Source organism: Microbacterium sp. UBA1097, from assembly GCF_002313585.1.
In the GTDB taxonomy this organism is placed as follows: Bacteria; Actinomycetota; Actinomycetes; order Actinomycetales; family Microbacteriaceae; genus Microbacterium.
On sequence record NZ_DCBW01000060.1, the window covers coordinates 97,034 to 119,727 of the forward strand.

A 22,694-nucleotide genomic window follows, 5' to 3' on the forward strand; every position below is an offset into this window, starting at 1 on the left:
CGGTCGTGTGCTCGCCCGGCACGTTCGGCTTGCCCAGGCCGTGGTAGTCGCTCGATCCGGTCACGATGAGGTCGCGCTCAGCGACCAGCGGTTCCAGCTCACGGATGCCGGCAGCAGTGTTGTCGCGGTGGCCGAGCTCGAAGCCGGCGAGACCGGCGTCCAGCATCCGGGTCACCAGCGGCGCCGGGAAGGGGCCCGCGCGCCCGGCAGGGTGGGCGAGGATCGGCACTCCCCCGGCTGCCACGATGAGCCGGACAGCCGTCACCGGGTCGGGCGCGAAGAGGGCGACGTAGTAGGGGCTCCGGGGGCTGAGGATGCCGCGGAAGGCCTCATCACGATCGCGCACGTGCCCCCGAGCGACGAGCGCGTCGGCGATGTGAGGGCGACCAACGGTAGCTCCGTCGGAGGTCTGCTCGAGGATGTCCTCCCACTCGAGGTCGAAGTCTCGGGCGATCCGGTCCGAGATCATCCGGGCCCGGTCGAGGCGAGAGGTCCGCACCCGCTCGGTCATCGCCCGCAGGTTCTCGTCGTCGGGGTCGAACAGGTAGGCGAGCACATGAACGCTGCGCCAGTCATCGCGCGCCGACATCTCCATGCCCGGCACGAACATCATGCCGAGGGACGCGGCTGCCTCGGCGGCCTCACCCCAACCCGCGGCGGTGTCGTGATCGGTCAGGGCGGCGATGCGCAGGCCGTGACGATGCGCTGCCCGCATGACGTCAGCTGGCGCGTCTGTCCCGTCTGACTGCGTCGAATGCAGATGCAGGTCGGCGGGTCCCTCGAAGAGCCGCTCGTCGTCCATCGTTTGAGCCTAGCGCCGCGTGCACAGCTCACCGCGGCGCGGCTCGTACCCTTCTCTCAGAACGCTGTCATAGGCTCGCGGACGTGCGTCGAGCTCTGGGGATCCTCGTTGCGGTGATCTGGGTCGCCGTGGTCGCGGTGCTCACCGCTCCCGACTTCTTCCGGGTGGAACGCCTGGCACCGATCGCCCAGATCATCGCTTTCCGCGGGGTGATCCTCCTCGCCATCGCGGCGGTCGGCATCCTCGCCCTGTTCGCGTCGTTCGCTCGGTCGATTCGACCGCTCGCGATCACCGTCGTGATCGTTGCAGTGATCGGTGTTCTCGCGAACGGGGCTATCGTCCTGGGCCGCGGTATCGGCACCGAGAGCCTTCCCGCAAAGACCGACACCGCCATCCGCGTCATGACCTGGAACACCGCGGGACCGGCGACCTCCGCCGATGAGATCGCGCGCCTGGCCGTCGCGATGGATGCCGACATCGTCGCTCTTCCCGAAACGACCATCGAGACCGGCGAACAGGTCGCGATCGAGATGAGGGAGCTCGGCCATCCGATGTGGGCACACCACGCGAAAGACCCCTCGACGCCCTGGGATGCCGGATCGACGACCCTGCTCATCACCCCCGATCTCGGCGATTATGCGGTGATCGAATCGTCGGTGGAGGGCACGAGCACGACATCCACGGTGCCAAGCGCCGTAGCGATGCCCGTTTCGGGGGTCGGCCCGATCGTCGTGGCAGCTCACGCCGTCGCACCCCGCTCCGGCTACATGGAGGATTGGCGCGCCGATCTGCGTTGGCTCGGCGACCAGTGCGCTGCCGACAACGTCATCATGGCCGGCGACTTCAACGCGACGCTCGACCATTTCGGCGGACTCGGCGTCGATGGGGGCGAACTCGGGCGGTGCGTGGATGCGGCGGCAGCCAGCGGCACGGGATCCGTGGGCACCTGGAGCACGGCCTGGCCCTCGCTACTGGGCACCGCCATCGACCACGTCATGACAACCGACGCGTGGACGGTGACGGGTTCACTCGTTCTGTCATCGGTCGACGGCAGCGGAAGCGATCACCGACCGCTCGTGGTGCAACTGGAACCAGCCCAACCCTGACCCACGAGAACCTCGCGTGCGAGACTGGATGAATGAGCACGACCGGCGACAGCGAAGCCACGACGACGACTGCGGCGACCGAAACCAGCACGACGAACCGCAAGCAGCCGTTCCCGCAGGGCTTCCTCGACACGATCTCGACGGGCTGGGCTGAGCGCCCCGAAACGTTCCCCCCCGCCCGGTCGCGGGCCGCCTTCGCGGCGCGACGCCGCCACGCGCTCTCGGCGGCCTTCCCCGGCGAGCGCCTGGTCTTTCCCGCGGGTGAGCTCAAGCAGCGCTCCAACGACACCGACTACCGGTTCCGGGCTCATTCGGCCTTCGCACACCTGACCGGGTGGGGGTCGGATGCCGAACCCGGCGCGATCCTCGTGATGGACCCGCTTCCCGACGGCGGACACGAGGCAGTCCTGTACTTCCGCGAGCGCGCTGACCGTACGACGGCAGAGTTCTACGCCGATGCGTCCATCGGGGAGTTCTGGATCGGGCCGCGTCCGGCCCTGGCGGGTGTTGCTGCCGACCTCGGCATCCGTACCGACCACATCGCCGCCTTCGCACCAGCCGACGGCGAGCGCGTCGTGGACGTTGACGCCGACCTCACCCGCGCGGTTTCGGAGATGCGACTGATCAAGGATGAGGATGAGATCGCGCAGATGCGCGAAGCCGTCGCCGTGACCGCAGCGGGGTTCGATGACATCGTCGCCGACCTCCCCCGAATCGCCCGACACCCCCGCGGGGAACGGATTGTCGAGGGAGTGTTCCACTTGCGCGCGCGCAGCGACGGCAACGGCGAGGGATACGACACGATTGCCGCATCCGGACCCCACGCCTGCTACCTGCACTGGACCCGCAACGACGGCGCGGTGCTGCCGGGAGATCTCATCCTGATCGATGCCGGCGTCGAGCTCGACAGTCTCTACACCGCCGACATCACCCGAACCCTGCCGGTCAGCGGGACGTTCACCGACGTGCAGCGACGCGTCTACGAGACGGTACGCGAGGCCGCGGATGCCGCGTTCGCTGCAGCCCGCCCCGGGGTGACCTTCCGCTCGATCCACGAAGCCGCCATGCAGGTCATCGCTGCGCGCACTGCGGAGTGGGGCCTTCTGCCGGTGACCGCTGAGGAGGCGCTTGCTGCGGACACCGGTGGCCAGCATCGCCGGTACATGGTCCACGGCACCAGCCACCACCTCGGCATCGACGTTCACGACTGCGCTCAGGCGCGCAGGGAGATGTACTACGACGGCATCCTGCAGCCCGGGATGGTGTTCACGATCGAGCCGGGCCTGTACTTCCAGATCGACGACCTCACGGTTCCCGAAGAACTGCGCGGAATCGGCGTTCGCATCGAGGACGACGTATTGATGACCGTCGAGGGCCCCGTGAACCTGTCAGCAGGCATCCCCCGCACAGCCGACGAGGTCGAAGCCTGGATCGCGCGGCTCGCGCGCTAGCGCACCGAGCGGGCGACTATGCCTTGTCGTCGCCCCGCGGCGCCGCATCCTGGCCGGCTCCGGTGTCGGGAGTGCCCGGCGCAGATGAGGCATCAGTGCCGGATTCCGCCGGCTCCGGCGGCGTCACGTCTTCGATCCGCTGGCCGTAGCGCGGCGGCTCCAGGGGCGCGGCCGGGCGCTCGGGCGGCGGGGTGACCACCTGCGTACGCTGCGGCGCTGGCGCTGCAGCCTGCGGTCCCAGCACCTGGCGTGCCCTTCCCGCGCTGCTGCCGGCAACGGCGATGTCGTAGTGGTCGGCGACGAACTGCATGACCGACGCGAAGTCGCGGCGGCGGCGCACGATGGCGAAGGTCAGCAAGCTGGCGAGCATGCCGATCGCGATACCGACGAACAGCACCCCGACGAAGGCCTGGATCGGCACGTTCGGCATCCCGAGTACGAAGACGGCAGAAAACAGCATGCCCAGGAGTAGTCCGTTGATCGCGCCTGATCGCGCTGCCGTGGCGTAGCCGAGGCGACCGGTGACCCGCTCCATCGAACGCAACCCCTGACCGACGATCGTGATCTCGCGGGCGGGAATGTCTTCGGCGATGAGCTTGGACACCGCCTTCTGGGCGGCTTCGTACTTGTCGAAGGTCGCGACGGTCTGTCCGACGTCCTCGAGGTTGCGGGCGAACTGCCCCCCCATCATGCTCATTCGTCCATCCTCCCATGCCGGGTCTCGCCGTCCGCTGAGTCGACATGAATCGCCGCACGTAACCGCAGGAGGCCATGCCCGGGCGCCGGGCTACGCTGGACGGGTGAACACGCAGCGGGTCTTCGTCGCGCGCCTCTCTGGCTGCGCAGTCTTCGACCCTGCCGGCGATCGGCTCGGACGCGTCCGCGATGTCGTGGTCGTCTACCGTGCCGATGACCCGCCCCGCGTCGTCGGACTCGTGGTCGAGATCCCCGGTCGGCGAAACGTCTTCGTCTCTATCGGGCGTGTCACCTCGATCGCGCCGGGACAGGTCATCACCACCGGCCTCATCAATGTCCGCCGGTTCCAGCAGCGCGGCGGCGAGGTCCGGGTCCTCGCCGAACTTCTCGGTCGTCGGGTCTACTTCCGCGACGGATCAGGGGAAGCGGTCATCGAGGATGCCGCCATCGAGCGCGACCGGCTGGGCGCCTGGGACATCGGACAGCTGTTCCTGCGCCGTCCCCGCACGAGCGCTTCTCCGTTCACGAAGGGCCCGACAACGCTCGCCGGCTGGGATGAGGTCACCGAGCAACTCGATTCGACGCAGGAGCCGTCGGCGGAACAGCTCGTTGCGACCCTCAGCGAGCTGAAACCCGCCGACCTCGCCAATACGCTGCTCGACCTTCCTGACGCACGCCTGCTCGAGGTCGCTGAAGAGCTCCCCGACGACCGCCTCGCCGACGCACTCGAAGAGATGCCCGAGGACGACCAGGCGCACATCCTCGAGCAGCTGGGCGACGAGCGCGCCGCCGACATCCTCGACGCCATGGAACCGGATGACGCGGCCGATCTTCTGGGGCAGCTTCCCGCCCTTCGCTCCGAGCAGCTCCTGGACCTCATGGAGCCCGAGGAAGCTGAGGACGTTCGCGAGCTCCTCAAGTACGGCCCTGACACTGCCGGTGGTCTCATGACGAGCGAGCCGATTGTGCTCTCGGCCGAAGCGACGGTCGCCGAAGCGCTCGCGCTCATCCGCCGCCATGAACTGCATCCGGCACTCGCGGCGTCAGTGTTCATCACCCTTCCCCCGTACGAGACTCCCACGGGGCGGTTCTTGGGTACCGTGCACTTCCAACGGATGCTGCGCTACCCGCCGCACGAGCGGCTCGGTTCCCTCATCGACGACACCATCGAGCCGCTCGCGGCTACCGCGACGGCAGCCGAGGTCGCCCGCATCCTCGCCTCGTACAACCTCGTGTCGGTGCCCGTCGTCGATCAGGTCCACCGCCTCGTCGGTGTTGTCAGCGTCGACGACGTCCTGGACTACCTCCTCCCCGAGGACTGGCGCTCGCACTCCACCGACCAGCGACCGGTGTCCTTTCCCTGGACAGGGCCGGTGAAGCTGTGATGGCGCGCTCGCCTCGGGGGTTGGATGCCCCCCGCGGTCGGTCGAGCATGCCGATTCGCGGGCGCACACCTCAGCCCTCGCGGGATCGGTTCGGCAGGGCCACGGAATGGATCGCCCGAAACATGGGGACCCCGTGGTTCCTCGTGGCCCTCACGCTGTTCTGCGTCGCGTGGATCGCGTGGAACACTGCTGCCCCCGAGAATCTGCGGTTCGATTCCGCGGCCAACGGCTTCACGGCCCTGACGCTCATGCTCTCGCTGCAGGCTTCCTACGCCGCTCCCCTCATCCTGCTCGCCCAGAACCGCCAGGATGACCGCGACCGCGTGCAGATCGAGCAGGACCGCCAGCGCGCGGAACGAAACCTGGCCGACACCGAGTACCTCGCGCGCGAGATCGTGGCCCTCCGCATCGCCCTCACCGAAGTCACCTCCGAGGTCGTCACCCGTGACACGCTGCGCGCCGAGCTGAAATCGCTGCTGAGAAAGCTCGACGAACGCGCGGAGCCGCAGCACACCGAGGGCGCGCCCGCCACGAACGCGTCTCCGGTCCGCGAGGACGGCTCGGCGTGATGAGCGGGGGCGTGCGGTGACAGCCGCAGACGAGGTCACGCGCGCCGTCGGCGCCGTGATGGATCCGGAGTTGCGCCGCCCGATCGGCGAGCTCGGCATGGTTCGCGGCGCTCGCGTCGATGGCGGCACGGCATGGGTCGACATTGCGCTCACCGTCGCCGGATGCCCCGCTGCAGCTCGAATCGAATCCGATGTTCGTGCCGCCGCACTGTCGGTACCGGGCGTGGCTTCCGCCGAGATCGCAGTGGGGGTCATGGATGCACAGGAGCGCGCTCGCCTCACCGAGATGCTGCGCGCCGGGCGCCCGGCCAGGTCGATGCCGTTCGGGCCCGATTCCCTGACCCGCGTGATCGCCGTCACGAGCGGCAAAGGCGGGGTCGGCAAGTCGACACTGACCGCGCTGCTGGCGACGAGCCTGGCAGCGCGGGGCCTGCGCGTCGGGCTCATCGACGCCGACGTCCACGGGTTCTCGATTCCCGGCATCCTGGGTCTTGTCGGACCGGACGGCACGCCCCCGCAACCGACGCGGATCGATGACCTCATGCTGCCTCCCGTCGCGCACGGGGTGAAGGTGATCTCGATCGGAATGTTCCTGCGACGTGGTTCGGGAGAGGAGCCGCTCGGCGCCGTGGCGTGGCGTGGCCCGATGCTCCACCGCACCGTGCAGCAGTTCCTCACCGACGTCCACTTCGGTGACCTCGACATTCTGCTGCTAGACATGCCACCGGGAACCGGCGATGTCGCGATCTCCGTCGGACAACTCCTGCCCCACGCCGAGGTCATCGTGGTGACCACGCCCCAGCGCGCGGCCGCCGACGTCGCGATCCGCTCGGGTCTCGTGGCCCGGCAGACCGGTCAGCGCGTGCTGGGAGTCGTCGAGAACATGGCGCCGCTGACCCTTCCCGACGGCACAGTGCTCGATCTGTTCGGCTCCGGCGGCGGGGAGCTTGTCGCCACCGCGCTGCAGACGGATGCCGAACCCGTCCCGCTCCTCGGCTCCATCCCGCTCAGTCAGGGCGTGCGGGCATCAGGCGACGCCGGCGACGTGCACCTCGTGACGGATGCCGGCGACCCCGCCGCGGCGGCAATCGAGGCCGTCGCGGATGCGGTTCTGGGCTCCGGCCGCGGACTGTCGGGCCGCTCCCTGCCGATGCGCGTCAGGTAGCTTCCGCATCGAACGGCGGAGTCTCGCCGGCGGCCAGCGGCGGTGCCTTCGTCGACGTTGCGCTCTCTGCCGCGGCAGCAGCTGTGCCGGCGGCCGCCATCGTTGCGGATTGCGGCTTGACGGGCGGTGTCGGCGGGTCATCGAGGAGGGCCTCACGGATGATGCGACGGGGGTCGTACTGGCGCGGATCGAGCGTGCGCCAATCCACGTCGTCGAAGTCCTCGCCCATCTCCTCTTTCACGCGCGAGCCTGCGGAGCGGGCGAAGTCGCGAGCTCGACGCACGAACTGTCCGAGTGCTGCCGCATAGCGCGGAAGACGCTGGGGGCCGATGATCATCCCGGCGATCAGACCGATCAGCAAAAGCTTCTCGATCGTGATCCCGTTGAACATGGCTCAAGATTACCCCTCGCGCCTCAGCGAGAATCCGGGCGCGCGCACGTAGGCTTGCCCCTCAGGGAAAGGGCAGTGCATGGGAGATCACGCGGTCAATCGATTCGTCGAAGAGGTCACGGTCGAACCCGACGCGATCGCCCGCGCTCGCGAGGCTGCGCTGGAGTTGGGCGCCGAACCGATCAGCGCGGCAGTCGGCGTGCAGTGTGCGACCATCGCCGCCGTCGGGCGCGCGCTGAACATCGTCGAGATCGGCACGGGCGGCGGAGTCTCCGGCCTGTGGCTGCTGCGCGGTGCGCCGCAGGCGACTCTCACCACGATCGATGTCGAGCCCGAGCATCTCGGGGCAGCGCGTCAGGCTTTCGCGCAGGCGAAGGTGCCGCCCGCTCGCGCCCGGTTCATCACGGGCCGCGCAGCCGAGGTGCTTCCGCGCATGAACGAGGCATCGTACGACATCGTGTTGGTCGACGCCGAGCCCGAGGGCGTCATCGAATACGTCGAACACGGACTGCGACTGGTACGCCCCGGCGGTACCGTCCTCATCCCCCGAGTCCTCGCCGGAGGTGCCGTCGCCGATCCGGTCAAGCGCGACGAGGTGACGACCGCGTACCGCTCGCTCATTCAAGAGGTTGCACAGTCCCCCGCTGTCCTGGGTGCGCTCAACACTGCGCGCGAAGGACTCCTGCAGCTCACGACGCTCCCGTCGGTCTAAAGCGCCACACCGACAACGCGAAAGCGGCCGGTCTACCGACCGGCCGCTTTCGCGTTGAGATGATCGCGTGTTACGCGGCTCCGACAACTCCGCCGAGCACGTCGTACAGTTCCTTGGCCTCGGCGTCGTTCACCGAGACGACAAGGCGGCCACCGCCTTCGAGAGGTACTCGCACGATGATGAGGCGGCCTTCCTTCACGGCCTCCATCGGTCCGTCTCCGGTTCGCGGCTTCATGGCTGCCATGGCGGCTCCCTTTCGTCGTGGTCTACCAATCAAGCTTAGGGGATTTGCCAGAACCGATTGCCGAGGGCATACATGTTGTAGATCCACCACCACTGCCCGGCCAGGCACGCGATGAGGACGCCGACGCGCCACACGAGGGACCGCGGCACCGCAAAGGCGCCCCAGAGGGGCGACAGCGGAACAAGGAGGCGAAAGATGCTCGACTGGGGGAAGAACACCGCCAGCAGGTAGACGAGGTAGCTGACAGCCCAGAGGCGGATCTCGGGTCCCAGCGCCCGAACCTGCGGCGCCCAGAGCAGCGCCGCGGCCGCGCCGGCCAGAATCACCGAGAGCAGGATGACTCCGCCGGCGGCCCCCCACCCCCAGACCTCCCCCCAGAACGCAGCACCGCGCACGAAGGCGTCGAACGGCAGGAAGTGCCCCGCATCGTCCGGGAGCCAGTTGCGCCGCCATGCGAGTTCAGTGGCAAGGTAGGCGCCCGGATCCCCCGTGACGATAGCCGCGATGATCTGCCAGGAAAACCCCACAGCGGTGGCGAGCGCGCCCAGGGCGACGATGTGGATGACCTCGCGCACACGAAGCGGTTCGGCGCGGCGTGAGAAGAAGCGCCAGATTCCGAAGAGCCCGATGAACAGTGCGAACGCGAGAACGCCGGGCCGCGTGTAGCCCATCAGGACCACCAGCGGATACACCCACACGAAGCGGCGGGCGGTGACAGCCCACAGCGCCAAGAAGAGCCACAGCAGGAAGAGCGCCTCCGCGTAGCCCACCTGGAACAGTGCAGCCAACGGACCGGCAGCAAAGAAGGCGGACGCCCAGATGGCAGCCGATCCCCCGATCCGACCCCGCAGCATCCGGTACAGCACGTAGGTTGCGCCGTACCCGGCTGCCAGAGATATCAGAACGGCAGCGACTCCCCACCAACCGCCCACGAGCGGCGCGATGGCGGCAGCGAGGTATGCGTAGATCGGCATGAACGCCCACTGATTTTCGGCGACAGCGCCCGCGTCAGTGAGAGGAAGGTCGGCGGGGTAACCGTTGACCGCCAGGAACCAATACCACTGGGCATCCCACCCCACGACGAGATCCTGGACACTCGCCCCCGCACCGAAGCGTGTTCCCTCGGCCGATAACGCGGCAGCCAGGATCAGGAAGCCGAACGTGACGGCACGCGCAGCGAGATAGATGAGCGCGATCGTCAGCGCCGGCGGTAGCGACCGCCGGGATGGCGGCGCCGGTGCCGTCAGGTCAGCCACGCGCGCAGCCCGCGCTCGACATCCAGAATCTGGGCAACGGCAACGCGCTCTTCGTCGTGATGAGCGAGTTGCGGGTCTCCCGGGCCGTAGTTGACAGCGGGGATGCCGAGAGCCGAGAACCGTGCCACATCCGTCCAGCCGTACTTGGGTTGCGCGGTACCGCCAACGGCAGTGACGAACTCCTGCGCCAGCGGGTCATCGAGCCCCGGCCGCGCGCCCTCGGCCATATCGATGACCTCGACCTCGAACCCGTCGAAGACCTCTCGCACGTGCGCCTCGGCCTCGGCGCCACTGCGTGAGGGAGCAAAGCGGTAGTTCACCTCGACCTCACAGACGTCGGGGATGACGTTTCCTGCCACACCGCCCGTGATGCGAACAGCGTTCAGACCTTCCCGGTAGACGAGCCCGTCAACGGGAACCTCCCGCGCCGTGTAGGCGGCGAGCCGCTCGAGAATTGGTGCCGCCTTGTGGATGGCGTTCTCGCCGATCCATGACCGTGCACTGTGCGAACGCACACCGTGCGTTCTGACGATCGCCCGCATGTGGCCGTTGCAGCCGCCCTCCACCTGGCCGTTGGAGGGCTCCCCGAGAATAGCGAAGTCGGCGGCCAACAGGTCGGCCCGGGTCGCTGCGATGCGGGTGAGCGCGTTGAGGGCAGCAGCCACCTCCTCGTGGTCATACCAGATCCACGTGATGTCAGCCTTCGGCGCGACGAGGTCGGCGGCAAGCTTGAGCTGCACCGCTACTCCGGCCTTCATGTCAACGGTGCCGCGGCCCCAGATGAACTCTTCGCCGTCGATGTCGACCGTTCGCGTGGGAACGTTGCGGTTGATGGGGACGGTGTCGATGTGGCCGGCGATGGCAACCCGGCGATCTCTCCCGAGATTCGTGCGAGCGATGATCGTGTCGCCGTCTCGGATGACCTCGAGGTGTGGCAGGTCGCCCACTGCCTGCTCGATCAGGTCCGCGAGATGTCCTTCGTCTCCCGAGACGCTGGGGATATCGCAGATCGCGCGGGTGAGATCGACAGCATTCGAGGTCAGGTCCAGCACTCCTCGAGTCTAGCCAGGGGTCGAAGCTGTGCGATGGGCGGGGCGTGACAGGCGCAGCGCCCGGGGCGCGACTCGATACCCTGGAACGATGACGGCACAGCGGAAGATCAGCGGTATCGGGGCGGCAACTGTCGCGGCAGACGGCACGGTTCTGGACACCTGGTACCCGTCGCCTCAGGCGGGGGCACTGTCTGATCACCGGGACGCTCACGAGGCCGCACGAGCTCTGGTAGCCGAGGCTGTGGGCACGGATGACACGCGCGGCGTCAGCATCGAGCAGGTCGAGATCGAGATCGATCTCGACGCGGCACCCTCGGGCACACCGGATGCCTACCTCCGCCTCCACGCACTGTCACACCGACTCGTCGCTCCGAACAACCTGAACCTTGACGGCATCTTCGGTGCGCTCCCCAACGTCGCCTGGACCAACGCCGGACCCGTCGACCCGCGCGAGCTCGACCGGCGCCGCGCACGACTGCAACGCGCCGGCATCCAGGTACAGAGCCTCGATAAGTTCCCGCGCCTGACCGACTACGTCGTGCCCACGGGCGTCCGCATCGGCGACGCGTCTCGCGTGCGGCTGGGCGCGTACCTGTCCCCCGGAACCACCGTGATGCACGAAGGCTTCGTGAACTACAACGCCGGAACCCTCGGCCAGAGCATGGTGGAGGGCCGAATCTCACAGGGCGTCATCGTCGGTGACGGCAGCGACATCGGCGGCGGCTCCTCGATCATGGGCACACTCTCGGGAGGCGGCACGCACCGTGTCTCGATCGGGAGTCGTTCCCTCCTCGGCGCAAACGCGGGCATCGGCATCTCTCTGGGGGACGATTGCGTCGTCGAGGCAGGGTTGTACGTCACCGCAGGGTCGAAGATCGTGCTCGCCGACGAGCCTGTCGGCGCTGACGGTACGCGCACGACAGTCAAGGGTGCTGAGCTCTCGGGCCGGGACGGCATCCTGTTCCGCCGCAACTCGCTCACGGGAGCGATCGAGGCAGTCCGCCGCGCTGGCGTCGGGGTGACCCTCAACGAAGCGCTCCACGCCTGAGGCGAGGTCGAATCTGCGCGTCAGCGACGCACGCGCACTGAGAGGCACGTAACGCACCCCTCGAGTTTCTCGAACTCCGTCACGGGTGTCTGGATGACGGTGAGCCCGCGCGAGCGGAGAAGCGCAGCCGTTTGCGGTGCATCGGCCGACATCAGGACTGTCGCCTCGTCGAGGACGACAACGGCGGTGCCGTGCTCTTCGGGCACGGGGAGGAATCGGGGGAACACCGACGGGTCGTCGACGAGCGGCTCGTACCCGATGACGGTTCCATCAGGAAGCGCCGTCACCGCGCTCTTCAGATGCAGGACGCGTGTCACCGGCACCGCGACGACCTTCCATCCCCGAGGGCTCAGCAGGGCCTCCAGTTGGCGGATGCCGTCATCATTGGTCCGCGATGACGCCCCGACGTAGACGGTGCGCCCGATCTTGAGCACGTCGCCGCCGTCGAGGGTGCCCGGCGCTTCGATCTCGTGCACAGGAAAACCGAGCGTCTCTGCTACCGCGCGGGCCGTTGCGATTTCGCCGCGCCGGGATTCGGCGCCGGGCCGACCGATCACCACGATGTCGTCGAATATGACGAGGGCATCCTCGATGAAGACGCCGTCGGGCTGGTCCGGTGCCGCAGGAACATCGATGACCTGCCATCCCCTGTCGCGGTACACCGCGACGTAGTCCCGCCACTGCGACAGGGCGAGGTCCGGATCGGCTTCGACCCGGTCGAGGTGCGTCAGCTCGCCGTCGGCAAGCAGCGGGGAGGGAACGCGGACGAGGAGTTTCGGCATCCGTTCAGAATGCCAGAGTCCCGCCGCGACAGCTGACTCAGACGCCAGGGTAGGTGCGTTCGGGTGCGCCCGTGTACAGCTGCTGCGGGCGGCCGATCTTGGTCTGCGGGTCGGCGTTCATCTCACGCCAGTGCGCGAGCCATCCCGGAAGGCGGCCGATCGCGAACAGCACGGTGAACATGCGCGTGGGGAAGCCCATCGCCTTGTACATGACGCCGGTGTAGAAATCGACGTTCGGGTAAAGGCGACGCTCCTTGAAGTAGTCGTCGTTGAGGGCGATCTCTTCGAGCTGCTTGGCAAGATCCAGGAGCGGGTCATGCACACCGAGCTCCGAGAGCACCTCGTCGGCCGACTCCTTCACGAGCTTTGCGCGCGGGTCGTAGTTCTTGTAGACCCGGTGCCCGAAGCCCATGAGCTTGACGCCGTCCTCCTTGTTCTTGACCCGCTCGACGAAGCGTTCGACGCTCTCGCCCGAGTCTCGGATGCGGGCGAGCATCGAGAGAACCGCCTCGTTCGCACCGCCGTGCAGCGGGCCGTAAAGCGCGTTGATACCCGCCGAGATCGACGAGAACTGGTTGGCGCCGGTCGACCCGACCAGGCGCACCGTCGAGGTCGACGCGTTCTGCTCGTGGTCCTCGTGCAGGATCAGCAACCGTTCGAGCGCCCGGGATACGACGGGGTTGACGTCGTACAGCTCCGATAGGACACCGAAATTGAGCTTGAGGAAGTTGTCGACGAAGCTCATCGAGTTGTCGGGGTACAGGAAAGCCTGGCCGATGCTCTTCTTGTGGGCGTAGGCCGCAATGACCGGGAGCTTCGCGAGAAGCCGGATCGTGTTGACCTCGACGTGCTCGGGATTGTGGGGGTCGGACTCGTCTTCGTAGTAGGTCGACAGAGTGGCCGTCGCCGCCGACAGCACCGACATCGGATGCGCGGTCGGCGGCAGCGAGCCGAAAAAGCGCTTGAGGTCCTCGTGCAGCAGTGTGTGGCGACGGATGCGGTTGTCGAACTCCGCGAGTTCGTCGGCCGTGGGCAGCTCGCCGTAGATGAGCAGCCACGCGACCTCGAGGTACGTGCTGTGAGTCGCGAGCTGCTCGATCGGATAACCGCGGTAGCGCAGGATGCCGGCATCCCCGTCGATATAGGTAATCGCCGACTTGGTGGAGGCGGTGTTGACGAATCCGTAGTCCAGGGCCGTGTACCCCGTCTGCCGCGTAAAGGTTGCGACATCGATGCTCGGTACTCCGTCGGTGCCGTGGAGCACGGGGAACTCCGCGGTCCGATCGCCGACGGTCAGGATGGCCTTTTGCTGCGGGGTCTGCGCGTCGTCCACGGCGCCTCCTTGCATTGTCTGGGGCTGTCGTCGGCACCGGGACGGGTTCGCCGCCTCGCGGAGCCGTCCAAGCACGCGTCGGTGCCCGGGCTGCCTTTACAGCCTAGTAGTCGGCCCGGCCTACTGTGCGCACAGCCAAAGCGGGTGCTCTTTCGATGGAGGAAACCTCGCAGCGCGGTGCCCGAGCGGGCGTGGGGGGGGGTGTCTAGCCCGCGCGGAGGCGATCCGCCGCAGCGGCGATACGTTCATCGGTTGCCGTCAACGAGAGCCGGACGTGGTGCGAGTGCTGCGCGCCATAGAAGACGCCAGGTCCGACCAGGATGCCGCGCTGCGCGAACCACTCCACGGAGGTCCAGGCGTCCTCACCGCGCGTAAGCCACAGGTACAGGCCGGCCTCGCTCCGATCGACCCGGAATCCCGCTTCCTGCACGGCGGGAAGCAGGATCCCGCGCCGGTGCCGGTACAGCTCCCGCTGCTCGGCGACGTGCGTGTCATCGCGCAGGGCGGCAGCCATCGCCGCCTGAACGGGCGCCGGCGGCATCAGCCCCAGGTGCTTACGGGCTGTCAGCATCCGCTGGATGATCGCGGTGTCGCCCGCGACGAAGGCTGCGCGGTAGCCCGCGAGGTTCGACTGCTTGCTCAGCGAGTACACCGACAGGACTCCGGTGTTGTTCCCTCCGGTGACGCGGGGGTCCAGAGCTGACGGAATCTGCTCGCGGTCCCACGGCGCTTCCCACCCGAGCTCGGCGTAGCACTCGTCGCTCGCGAACACCGCTCCGAGCTCGCTCGCGCGTTCCCGGGCGGTACGCAGCGCCGCAGCATCCAGCACGGCGCCGTCGGGGTTGCCCGGCGAGTTCACCCAGACCAGCCGAGTGTTCTCGGGCCACTGCTCCGGATCGTCGGCCGCGATCGGGGTCGCCCCCACGACTCGTGCACCGACCTCGTAGGTCGGGTATGCCGCCACCGGATGGACGACGACATCTCCGGGCCCGAGGCCGAGGAGCAGCGGCAAGAGGGCGACGAGTTCCTTCGACCCGATCGTCGGGACCACATCGTCGATCGTGAGCCCCGGAACCCCTCGACGGCGGGCATACCAGTCGACGATCGCCTCTCGCAAGAGGGGCGTTCCAACCGTCTGCGGGTAGGCGTGAGCGTCGGTCGCTGCGGCAAGAGCTCTCGCAATCACCTCGGGAGTCGGATCGACCGGCGAACCTATCGAAAGATCGACCATCCCGTCGGGGTGGGAGCGCGCCTGCGCAGCGTGGGGCACCATCGCGTCCCACGGGTAATCGGCCAGATCGGCGACGCCCATCCGTCGAAATCCGGGATCAGTGGTTCTGCGGAGGCAGCTCAGCGATGACCGGGTGATCCTTGGGAATCACACCGACCTTTGCTGCTCCCCCGGGCGAGCCGAGGTCATCGAAGAACTCGACATTCGCCTTGTAGTAGTCCTGCCATTCCTCGGGCAGATCGTCTTCGTAATAGATCGCCTCGACGGGGCACACGGGCTCGCAGGCGCCGCAGTCGACACACTCGTCAGGGTGGATGTAGAGGCTACGTTCCCCCTCATAGATGCAGTCGACGGGGCACTCGTCGATGCAGGCGCGATCCTTGACATCGACGCAGGGAAGGGCGATCACATACGTCACGAATGCAAGTCTAGTCGGCTGCCTCGACCGCCCGGCCGCGATCGACCCGCTCGGGCCAGGCGACCACGAAAGCGGTGACAAGGGGAAGCCACAAGGTCCATACGACGCCCAGTACCGACTGCGGCACGATCACTGAACCGCCGGCTCCGGTGCCCGACAGGACGATCGTCACACCCATGGCGCCAAGCCCGGTGGCAAGCGCAGCCCACCGGTCAGCCGTGAGCAGGCGCACCGCGATGATGACTGCCGCGCCGGCGACCATGGCTAGGACGAGTCCCACCGGGATGCCGAATACGCGATATGCGTGACTGACGGTACCTGCGGCCCCATAGATCGCCCCGACAACCAGCGCAACAACCCACGCGGCAAGCCGAAGGAACGAGAAGCGCTGCACCGCATCACTGTATCGCGGTGGCGCTGCACGAAACCTCAGACAGCCAGACCCCACCACCGCAGCGCTGCTGCTACCGCAGCTGCCGCGACCACCACGACAAGAAACGGCGCGCGCAGCAGGAGCAGGCCCGCCGCCACCAGGACGGCGGGGACCCGGGCATCCACCACAATCGCCTCGCCGACCCCGAGCGTCTGCACGGCAACCAGCGCGGCGAGCAACGCGACCGTCAACAGGTCGGCGATCCGCGCGGGCCGCGGCGCCTCGAGGAGGCGCGGCGGAACGAGGTATCCGGTCACCTTGAGAGCCAGACAGATCACCGATGCCAGCGCGATTGCGCTCCACAACGTCACGGCAGCCCCTCCCGCTCTGGAAGATCGTCGGGTTCGTCGAGCCCCTCGCCACCGGCGGTGCGCGTCGCGGCGGACCGCGAGCCCCAGTCGAACCAGCCGACCAGGATAGCGACCACAGCGGCGATCAGCACCGGGAGACCGGGCATGAGCGAAGGCGTCAGCACGGTAGCCACGACGGCGGCCGCAATCCCCACGACGATGGGCTGCCTTCCGCGCAGACGCGGCCACAGCAGGGCGAGGAAAGCGGCTGCGGCCGCGGCGTCGAGTCCGTACGCGCGCGGATCGCCGAGCACGTCGCCCAGGAGAGCACCAATAAGGGTCGAGAGGTTCCAGCCGACATAGATCCCGATGCCGGTGACCCAGAAGCCGACGGTTCGCGCGCGTGGCGTTCGCTGCGCGAGCGCGACTGCCGTGGACTCGTCGATTGTGAACTGCGGCGCGACGATGCGGGTCAAGCGCCCCGGGGGCAGCAGGGTCGACATCCGGATGCCGTACGCGACGTTTCGCACGCCCAAGAGCGCGGCAGACGCGACGGCTGCGGGGATCGCCGCGAGTCCGCCGGCGGAGATCACCCCGACGAAGGCGAACTGCGAACCTCCGGTAAACATGACGAGGCTCAGGATGCAGGTCTGCCAGACATCAAGTCCCGCCGCGACCGACAGCGCCCCGAACGAAACGCCGTACGCGCTTGTCGCCAGCGCGACACTCACGCCCTGGCGCCACGCTCCGCGTGCGGCATCCGTCTCGCCGCCTTCCGGCGGCACGTCGACCGGCTCCATGCTCGCCATCCTGCAGCAGCCATTTCGTTTGGTCAAATAGACAATCGTTCGGCATACTGAACCATATGAGCTTGGGGTCTCGCATCGCGACCGCCGTGCGCCGCGAACGCGAACGCGCGGGGGTCTCTGCCGCAGAGCTTGCTCGACGCTCGGGCGTGTCCAAGGCCACCATCTCGCAAATCGAAGCAGGTTCGGCCAATCCCAACGTCGAGACCCTGTGGGCGATCGCCACCGCTCTCGGCGCGCCCTTCGCCGCACTGGTGGAAGATCGCGAGAGCGAGCCGACGCTCATCCGAGCGCGCGATGGCCACGGAGTGCGAGCCGCGGGCTCTGCGTACGAGGCGCTGCTCCTGTCGGCTGCCGCACCGAACGTCAGGCGTGACCTGTACCTCCTCCGCGCCGAACCAGGCTCGCCGCGACTCTCGGACGCTCATCCGACGGGCACCACTGAGCATGTGGTCCTCCTCTCGGGCAGCGCACGCGTCGGTCCGCGCGACTCACCCTTCGACCTGGAGCCCGGCGATTACCTCTGCTATCCGGGCGATGCAGCGCACGTCTTCGAGGCCCTCGTCGCGGGCACGAGCGCCGTCCTGGTGTCCGAAATGCGCTGAACTCTCGTTCTAGGCTGGAACGATGACCCGCCACACCCGATATCGCGGGCGCATGCTCGCGGGAGCTATCACGGCCGCCACCGTCACAGCACTCGTGTCCGGATGCAGCGCCGCAGCGCCCTCGAACCCGGTAAGCGAGGCTTTCGCCGCAGCGCTCGAATCGGCATCCGTCCCCGGCGGCGCGATCGCTATCCGCCGCGACGGGGCGACCACGGTTTACCCTGCCGGAGTTGCGGATGCCAGTGGCGCGCCAGTGACCGATAACACCCTGTTTGCCTACCGCAGCGTGACCAAGTCGTTCGTCGCGACCGTCGTGCTGCAGCTAGCCGACGACGGCATCCTGGATCTCGATGCGCCGGCGCCCACTGCCGGAACCGGGATCGAGACGGCCGCCACGATCGATGAGCTTGCCACGATGACCTCGGGGGTGCCCAGCTATTCGACGCAAGCGGGCCTTGTCGACCTGCTGGTCGAGGACTGGACGCGTAGCTGGACCGACACGACCCTGTACGGGCTCACGGACGGCGTTCCCGAGGAGTTCGTTCCCGGGACGAGCTACGAGTACTCCAATACCAACACGGTCCTACTCGGGCAGATCATCGACACCTCTTCGGGGCTCAGCTGGCCCGAGGCGGTCGCGTCACGCATCCTGGAGCCGCTCCAGCTCGCGTCAGTCGTGTATCCGGGAAACGTTCTGCCACCGGAGGGGACCGCAGCCCCTTTCCAGGTGGATGCTGACGGCACCGTGGAGGAGCTTCCCGCCGTCCGCGCGAGCGCGTTCTCTGCCGCCGGCGGCCTGTTCGGTACGGCGGGAGACCTTGCCGCGTGGGCCGAGGCGCTGGGCGCGGGAACGCTCGTGTCGGACGCTTCGCAGGAGCGTCGGCTCTCGGAGTGGCGCGACACCTCCCCCGACCCCGCGAGCCCGTTCTACGACGAGTACGGTTTCGGCATCGGTCGCATCGGCGACTGGATCGGGCACACCGGCAATGGCCTCGGCTACCAGGCCCTCGCGATGTACCACCCGGAGTCCCAGACGGCTGTCGCGATCGTACTCAACGCGACAGGACCGGACTCGGACTTGCCCGCGCACATGCTCGAGCAGTTGGAGGAGCTGATCCTCAACGGCTGATCCGTCCGCGGTCGAGTCGACCCGTGGGCGACGCCGGTCAGGCGTTGGCGTCCTGCCGCTTCAGGCGCGATGCAGCGCGACCACGCTCGGTCTGGTCGAGGATCACCTTGCGGATCCGCACCTTTTCGGGGGTCACCTCAACGCACTCGTCTTCGCGCGCGAACTCCAGGCTCTCCTCCAGGGAGAGCAGGCGCGGCGGAGTCATGGACTCGAACGTGTCGGCCGTGGAGGAGCGCATGTTGGTGAGCTTCTTCTCCTTGGTGATGTTGACGTCCATGTCATCGCTTCGTGAGTTCTCACCGATGACCATGCCCTCGTAGACCTCTTCTGTGGGCTGCACGAAGAAGCTCATGCGCTCCTGGAGCGCGATGATCGCGAAGGGGGTCACGACGCCGGAGCGGTCGGCGACGATCGACCCGTTCTGGCGCGTTACGATCTGACCCGCCCACGGTTCGTAGCCGTGCGAGATCGCGTTGGCGATGCCGGTCCCGCGCGTGGTGGTGAGGAATTCGGTACGGAAGCCGATGAGCCCGCGTGAGGGCACGATGAACTCCATGCGCACCCAACCCGTGCCGTGGTTGGTCATGTTGTCCATGCGGCCCTTGCGGGCAGCCAGAAGCTGCGTGATCGCACCGAGGTACTCCTCGGGGGCGTCGATGGTCAGGTGCTCGAAGGGCTCCTGCGTCTGCCCGTTCGGCCCCTTCCGGGTGACGACCTGGGGCTTGCCGACGGTCAGCTCGAAGCCCTCGCGGCGCATGTTCTCGACGAGGATGGCAAGCGCCAGTTCACCGCGTCCCTGCACCTCCCAGGCATCCGGCCGCCCGATGTCGACGACCTTGATGGAGACGTTGCCGATGAGCTCGCGGTCCAGGCGGTCCTTCACCATGCGTGCCGTGACCTTGTGGCCCTTGACCTTGCCGACAAGCGGCGAGGTGTTCGTGCCGATCGTCATCGAGATAGCGGGGTCGTCGACGGTGATCGCCGGCAGCGGTCGGACGTCCTCGGGGTCGGCGATCGTCTCGCCGATCGTGATCTCTTCGATCCCCGCGATCGCGACGATGTCACCGGGTCCTGCTGACTCGGCGGGATAGCGCTCGAGCGCACGGGTCTTGAGCAGCTCGGTGATGCGCGCGTTCGAGTGGGAACCGTCGTGACGCACCCAGGCGACGGTCTGGCCCTTCTTGAGGGTCCCGTTGAAGACCCGCAGCAGCGCCAGACGACCGAGGAACGGGCTCGAGTCGAGGTTCGTCACCCATGCCTGCAGCGGCGCTTCGTCGTCGTACGACGGCGCCGGAACATGCTCGAGGATCGCCTCGAACAGCGGCTCGAGGTCGTCGTTGTCGGGGAGCGACCCGTTCTCGGGGCGGTTCCGCGAGGCAGCGCCGGCGCGACCTGAGGCGTAGACGACCGGCACGTCCAAGAGAGCGTCGACGTCGAGGTCCGGGACGTCCTCGTGCATGTCAGACGCGAGGCCCAGCAGCAGGTCGTGCGACTCTTCCTCGACCTCGGCGATGCGAGCATCCGGCCTATCCGTCTTGTTGACGAGCAGGATGACGGGGAGCTTCGCCTCCAGCGCCTTGCGCAGCACGAACCTCGTCTGCGGAAGCGGCCCCTCGGACGCATCCACCAGCAACACGACGCCGTCGACCATCGACAGCCCGCGCTCGACCTCTCCCCCGAAGTCGGCGTGCCCTGGCGTGTCGATCACGTTGATCGTCACGGGGACCTCGGTGTGGACGCCGTTGTAGGTGATCGCGGTGTTCTTCGCGAGGATCGTGATGCCCTTTTCGCGCTCGAGGTCGTTCGAGTCCATCGCGCGCTCTTCCACGTGCGCGTGCTCGCCGAACGAGCCGGTCTGGCGCAGCATCGCATCCACCAGCGTGGTCTTGCCGTGGTCGACGTGCGCGACGATCGCGACGTTTCGGAGGTCCGAACGGAGGGCATGCGCCATGAGGGAATCCTTGCGGGTGGGGAGGCGGCCGGGATGCCGGCGCATCCCAGGATATCTCAGGAGCGCTTGCGGGCAGCTGAGCGCGGAGTCGTCCTCGTCTCAGGCCGACTTCTGCTCGGCCAGGAGCGCTGCCCGCGCCTCGCGGCGCTGCCGCTGCTCGGCAGGATCCGGAACCGGAACAGCAGCGATGAGGCGCTTGGTGTAGTCATCCTGCGGGTTGCGCAGAATCTGCTCCTTCGTGCCCTGCTCCACGATGCGTCCGTGCTGCATGACGGCGATGCGATCGGCCAGAAGATCGACGACCGCGAGGTCGTGGGTCACGAACAGCGTCGCGAACTGCTTCTCCTTCTGGATGGCCTGCAGCAGCTCGAGCACGCGCGCCTGAACCGAGACATCCAGCGCGCTCGTGGGCTCGTCGGCCACCAGCACAGTGGGGTCGAGGGCCAGAGCGCGGGCGATACCGATGCGCTGACGCTGCCCACCCGAGAGCTCGTGCGGGTACCGGTTGCGGAAATCGCGCGGCAGTTCGACGAGGTCCAGCAGATCCTCGACACGCTTGGAGATCTCTTTGCGCTCACGACCGGCGAGCTCCAGCGGCTCCCCGATCGACTCTCCGACGGGCCAGCGGGGGTTCAGCGAAGAACCGGGGTCCTGGAACACGATCCCGAGCTTGCGGCGCACCGCGCGCAACTCCTTGGGGCCTACCCCGACCATGTCCTGGCCTGCAACGCGAAGGCTTCCCTCCGCGATCGGTACGAGGCCCACGATGGCGCGCGCAATGGTCGTCTTGCCTGACCCTGACTCACCCACGAGGCCCAGCACCTCGCCCGGCTGAATCGACAGCGTGGCATCCGATACGGCCCGGAAGGCGGGTACCCGACCGCGCTTGGGGTACTCGATCGAGACGTTCTCCAGGCGCAGCGCCGCCGTCGAGTCATCCCGATGAGTGGCCTCTTCGGTGCGCGCCTCCCCCAGGCCCAGGTGGGGCACCGAAGCCATCAGCGCCCGCGTGTACGGATGCTCCGCTTCGCCGAACACCTGCGATGCCGGGCCGTACTCGACGACGTCGCCGTCTTTCATCACCATGACGTCGTCGGCCATGTCGGCCACGACGCCCATGTCGTGCGTGATGAGGATGATCGCCGAGTCGAGCTTGGTGTGGAGGTTGCGCAGCAGGTCGAGGATCTCGGCCTGCACTGTCACATCGAGCGCCGTCGTGGGCTCATCGGCGACGAGCACACGCGGCTCCAGGGAGATGGACTGGGCGATCATCGCACGCTGTCGCTGTCCACCGGAGAGCTGGTGAGGGTAGGAGTCGAACGCCTTGAGCGGATCGGGCATCTCGACCAGGCGCAGGAGCTCGAGGGCCCGCTCCTTCGCCTGCTTCCGGGTCATCCCCGGCCGGTGCGTCATGAGCGCCTCGGAGATCTGGAAGCCGACGGTGTAGACGGGGTTCAGGGCGGTCATCGGCTCCTGGAAGATCGCAGCGATCCCCTCACCGCGGACCTTGCGCAGCGCCTCGGGCCGCGCACCGATCAGCTCCTTCCCGGCGAGCTTCGCGCTCCCGGTCACCCGCGCGTTCTTGGGGAGAAGCCCCATGACGGCCATGCTGCTCGTGCTCTTGCCCGAGCCGGACTCCCCGACGATCGCGAGGACCTTGCCGGGCATGAGGTCATAGCTGACGTGCTTGGCGGCCGCGACCCAGGCGCCACCTACGAAGAACTCGACGCCGAGATTCGACACCGACAGCGCCGGGCCGCCGGTGGGGGTGGCGGCGGTGTCGGTACTGCGCGAGCGGCGGCCGAACCCGCCTCGAGCGCGGGACTGGTCAGAGGTCAT

24 protein-coding genes are annotated in these 22,694 nt (G+C 67.8%); 9 read left to right on the top strand and 15 right to left on the bottom strand.

What is annotated here, in order from left to right:
• Nucleotides 1-802 (bottom strand): PHP domain-containing protein (locus tag B4F19_RS14420; protein WP_292735858.1); only part of this gene is annotated, 802 nt, incomplete at its 3' end.
• A gap of 83 nt (nucleotides 803-885) precedes the next feature.
• Between B4F19_RS14420 and B4F19_RS14425 the strand changes: the two genes are divergently transcribed.
• Complete coding sequence (locus B4F19_RS14425; RefSeq protein ID WP_228177112.1) at nucleotides 886-1,908, top strand: endonuclease/exonuclease/phosphatase family protein; 1,023 nt, start codon at nucleotides 886-888, stop codon at nucleotides 1,906-1,908.
• A 32-nt stretch (nucleotides 1,909-1,940) separates the two neighbouring features.
• Nucleotides 1,941-3,359 (top strand): aminopeptidase P family protein, encoded by a 1,419-nt coding sequence (locus B4F19_RS14430; protein ID WP_292735861.1) that lies wholly within the window; start codon nucleotides 1,941-1,943, stop codon nucleotides 3,357-3,359.
• Nucleotides 3,360-3,375: 16 nt separating this feature from the next.
• On the opposite strand, the gene B4F19_RS14435 is transcribed toward B4F19_RS14430, so the two are convergent.
• Entirely contained in the window at nucleotides 3,376-4,056 is a 681-nt protein-coding gene (locus tag B4F19_RS14435) for a general stress protein (RefSeq protein WP_228177110.1), read from the bottom strand.
• 103 nt (nucleotides 4,057-4,159) lie between these two features.
• Between B4F19_RS14435 and B4F19_RS14440 the strand changes: the two genes are divergently transcribed.
• From B4F19_RS14440 to B4F19_RS14450, 3 genes are read left to right on the top strand one after another with little or no spacing between them, the layout of a single operon-like run.
• On the top strand, nucleotides 4,160-5,440 hold the full coding sequence (locus tag B4F19_RS14440) for a magnesium transporter MgtE N-terminal domain-containing protein (RefSeq protein WP_228177109.1): 1,281 nt from the start codon (nucleotides 4,160-4,162) through the stop codon (nucleotides 5,438-5,440).
• The gene (locus B4F19_RS14445) at nucleotides 5,440-6,009 is read left to right on the top strand and encodes a DUF1003 domain-containing protein (RefSeq protein WP_228177108.1); all 570 of its coding nucleotides are present in this window, start codon (nucleotides 5,440-5,442) and stop codon (nucleotides 6,007-6,009) included. The genes B4F19_RS14440 and B4F19_RS14445 overlap by 1 nt, the downstream gene beginning before the upstream one ends.
• A 58-nt stretch (nucleotides 6,010-6,067) precedes the next feature.
• The gene (locus B4F19_RS14450) at nucleotides 6,068-7,174 is read left to right on the top strand and encodes an Mrp/NBP35 family ATP-binding protein (protein WP_414683166.1); all 1,107 of its coding nucleotides are present in this window, start codon (nucleotides 6,068-6,070) and stop codon (nucleotides 7,172-7,174) included.
• Here the strand turns inward: B4F19_RS14450 and B4F19_RS14455 are convergent.
• Nucleotides 7,167-7,565 carry a Sec-independent protein translocase TatB gene (locus B4F19_RS14455; protein ID WP_228177106.1) on the bottom strand — a complete coding sequence of 133 codons (399 nt, stop codon included), beginning with the start codon at nucleotides 7,563-7,565 and terminating at the stop codon, nucleotides 7,167-7,169. The genes B4F19_RS14450 and B4F19_RS14455 overlap by 8 nt on opposite strands.
• 79 nt (nucleotides 7,566-7,644) lie before the next feature.
• Between B4F19_RS14455 and B4F19_RS14460 the strand changes: the two genes are divergently transcribed.
• The gene (locus tag B4F19_RS14460) at nucleotides 7,645-8,277 is read left to right on the top strand and encodes an O-methyltransferase (protein WP_292727213.1); all 633 of its coding nucleotides are present in this window, start codon (nucleotides 7,645-7,647) and stop codon (nucleotides 8,275-8,277) included.
• Between the two features lie 70 nt (nucleotides 8,278-8,347).
• Here B4F19_RS14460 and B4F19_RS14465 read toward each other — a convergent pair whose 3' ends face one another.
• Genes B4F19_RS14465 through dapE form a run of 3 tightly spaced genes read right to left on the bottom strand, consistent with a single transcriptional unit; the run spans nucleotide 8,348 to nucleotide 10,829 of the window.
• Entirely contained in the window at nucleotides 8,348-8,521 is a 174-nt protein-coding gene (locus tag B4F19_RS14465; protein ID WP_076490128.1) for a DUF3117 domain-containing protein, read from the bottom strand.
• A gap of 35 nt (nucleotides 8,522-8,556) precedes the next feature.
• Nucleotides 8,557-9,777: a hypothetical protein gene (locus B4F19_RS14470; RefSeq protein WP_292735868.1), complete on the bottom strand. Its 1,221-nt coding sequence runs from the start codon at nucleotides 9,775-9,777 to the stop codon at nucleotides 8,557-8,559.
• Nucleotides 9,765-10,829 (bottom strand): succinyl-diaminopimelate desuccinylase, encoded by a 1,065-nt coding sequence (gene dapE / locus B4F19_RS14475; RefSeq protein ID WP_228177103.1) that lies wholly within the window; start codon nucleotides 10,827-10,829, stop codon nucleotides 9,765-9,767. The genes B4F19_RS14470 and dapE overlap by 13 nt, the downstream gene beginning before the upstream one ends.
• Before the next feature lie 88 nt (nucleotides 10,830-10,917).
• Here dapE and dapD point away from each other — a divergent pair, with 88 nt between their 5' ends.
• Entirely contained in the window at nucleotides 10,918-11,877 is a 960-nt protein-coding gene (dapD, locus tag B4F19_RS14480; protein WP_292735870.1) for a 2,3,4,5-tetrahydropyridine-2,6-dicarboxylate N-succinyltransferase, read from the top strand.
• 20 nt (nucleotides 11,878-11,897) lie between these two features.
• Here the strand turns inward: dapD and ddaH are convergent, their stop codons facing one another.
• The 7 genes from ddaH to B4F19_RS14515 form a co-directional block, all read right to left on the bottom strand.
• Nucleotides 11,898-12,659 (bottom strand): dimethylargininase, encoded by a 762-nt coding sequence (ddaH, locus tag B4F19_RS14485; RefSeq protein ID WP_228177101.1) that lies wholly within the window; start codon nucleotides 12,657-12,659, stop codon nucleotides 11,898-11,900.
• 37 nt (nucleotides 12,660-12,696) lie between these two features.
• Nucleotides 12,697-13,992, bottom strand: a complete 1,296-nt coding sequence (locus B4F19_RS14490; protein WP_228177100.1) for a citrate synthase — start codon at nucleotides 13,990-13,992, stop codon at nucleotides 12,697-12,699.
• Nucleotides 13,993-14,197: 205 nt separating this feature from the next.
• Nucleotides 14,198-15,304, bottom strand: coding sequence for a succinyldiaminopimelate transaminase (dapC, locus tag B4F19_RS14495; protein WP_292727218.1), 1,107 nt, complete (start codon nucleotides 15,302-15,304; stop codon nucleotides 14,198-14,200).
• Nucleotides 15,305-15,320: 16 nt separating this feature from the next.
• Nucleotides 15,321-15,641 (bottom strand): ferredoxin, encoded by a 321-nt coding sequence (fdxA, locus tag B4F19_RS14500; protein ID WP_195691809.1) that lies wholly within the window; start codon nucleotides 15,639-15,641, stop codon nucleotides 15,321-15,323.
• 10 nt (nucleotides 15,642-15,651) lie between these two features.
• The gene (locus B4F19_RS14505; RefSeq protein WP_292727221.1) at nucleotides 15,652-16,035 is read right to left on the bottom strand and encodes a histidinol dehydrogenase; all 384 of its coding nucleotides are present in this window, start codon (nucleotides 16,033-16,035) and stop codon (nucleotides 15,652-15,654) included.
• Between the two features lie 35 nt (nucleotides 16,036-16,070).
• Nucleotides 16,071-16,385, bottom strand: a complete 315-nt coding sequence (locus tag B4F19_RS14510; RefSeq protein WP_228177097.1) for an AzlD domain-containing protein — start codon at nucleotides 16,383-16,385, stop codon at nucleotides 16,071-16,073.
• Complete coding sequence (locus B4F19_RS14515) at nucleotides 16,382-17,164, bottom strand: AzlC family ABC transporter permease (protein ID WP_292735873.1); 783 nt, start codon at nucleotides 17,162-17,164, stop codon at nucleotides 16,382-16,384. The genes B4F19_RS14510 and B4F19_RS14515 overlap by 4 nt, the downstream gene beginning before the upstream one ends.
• 65 nt (nucleotides 17,165-17,229) lie before the next feature.
• Here B4F19_RS14515 and B4F19_RS14520 point away from each other — a divergent pair, with 65 nt between their 5' ends.
• Nucleotides 17,230-17,775, top strand: a complete 546-nt coding sequence (locus B4F19_RS14520) for a helix-turn-helix domain-containing protein (RefSeq protein ID WP_292727225.1) — start codon at nucleotides 17,230-17,232, stop codon at nucleotides 17,773-17,775.
• Nucleotides 17,776-17,797: 22 nt separating this feature from the next.
• Nucleotides 17,798-18,904 (top strand): serine hydrolase domain-containing protein, encoded by a 1,107-nt coding sequence (locus tag B4F19_RS14525; RefSeq protein WP_292735876.1) that lies wholly within the window; start codon nucleotides 17,798-17,800, stop codon nucleotides 18,902-18,904.
• Between the two features lie 37 nt (nucleotides 18,905-18,941).
• Here the strand turns inward: B4F19_RS14525 and typA are convergent, their stop codons facing one another.
• Complete coding sequence (gene typA, locus B4F19_RS14530; RefSeq protein WP_292735878.1) at nucleotides 18,942-20,855, bottom strand: translational GTPase TypA; 1,914 nt, start codon at nucleotides 20,853-20,855, stop codon at nucleotides 18,942-18,944.
• A 99-nt stretch (nucleotides 20,856-20,954) separates the two neighbouring features.
• Entirely contained in the window at nucleotides 20,955-22,694 is a 1,740-nt protein-coding gene (locus B4F19_RS14535) for a dipeptide ABC transporter ATP-binding protein (RefSeq protein WP_292727229.1), read from the bottom strand.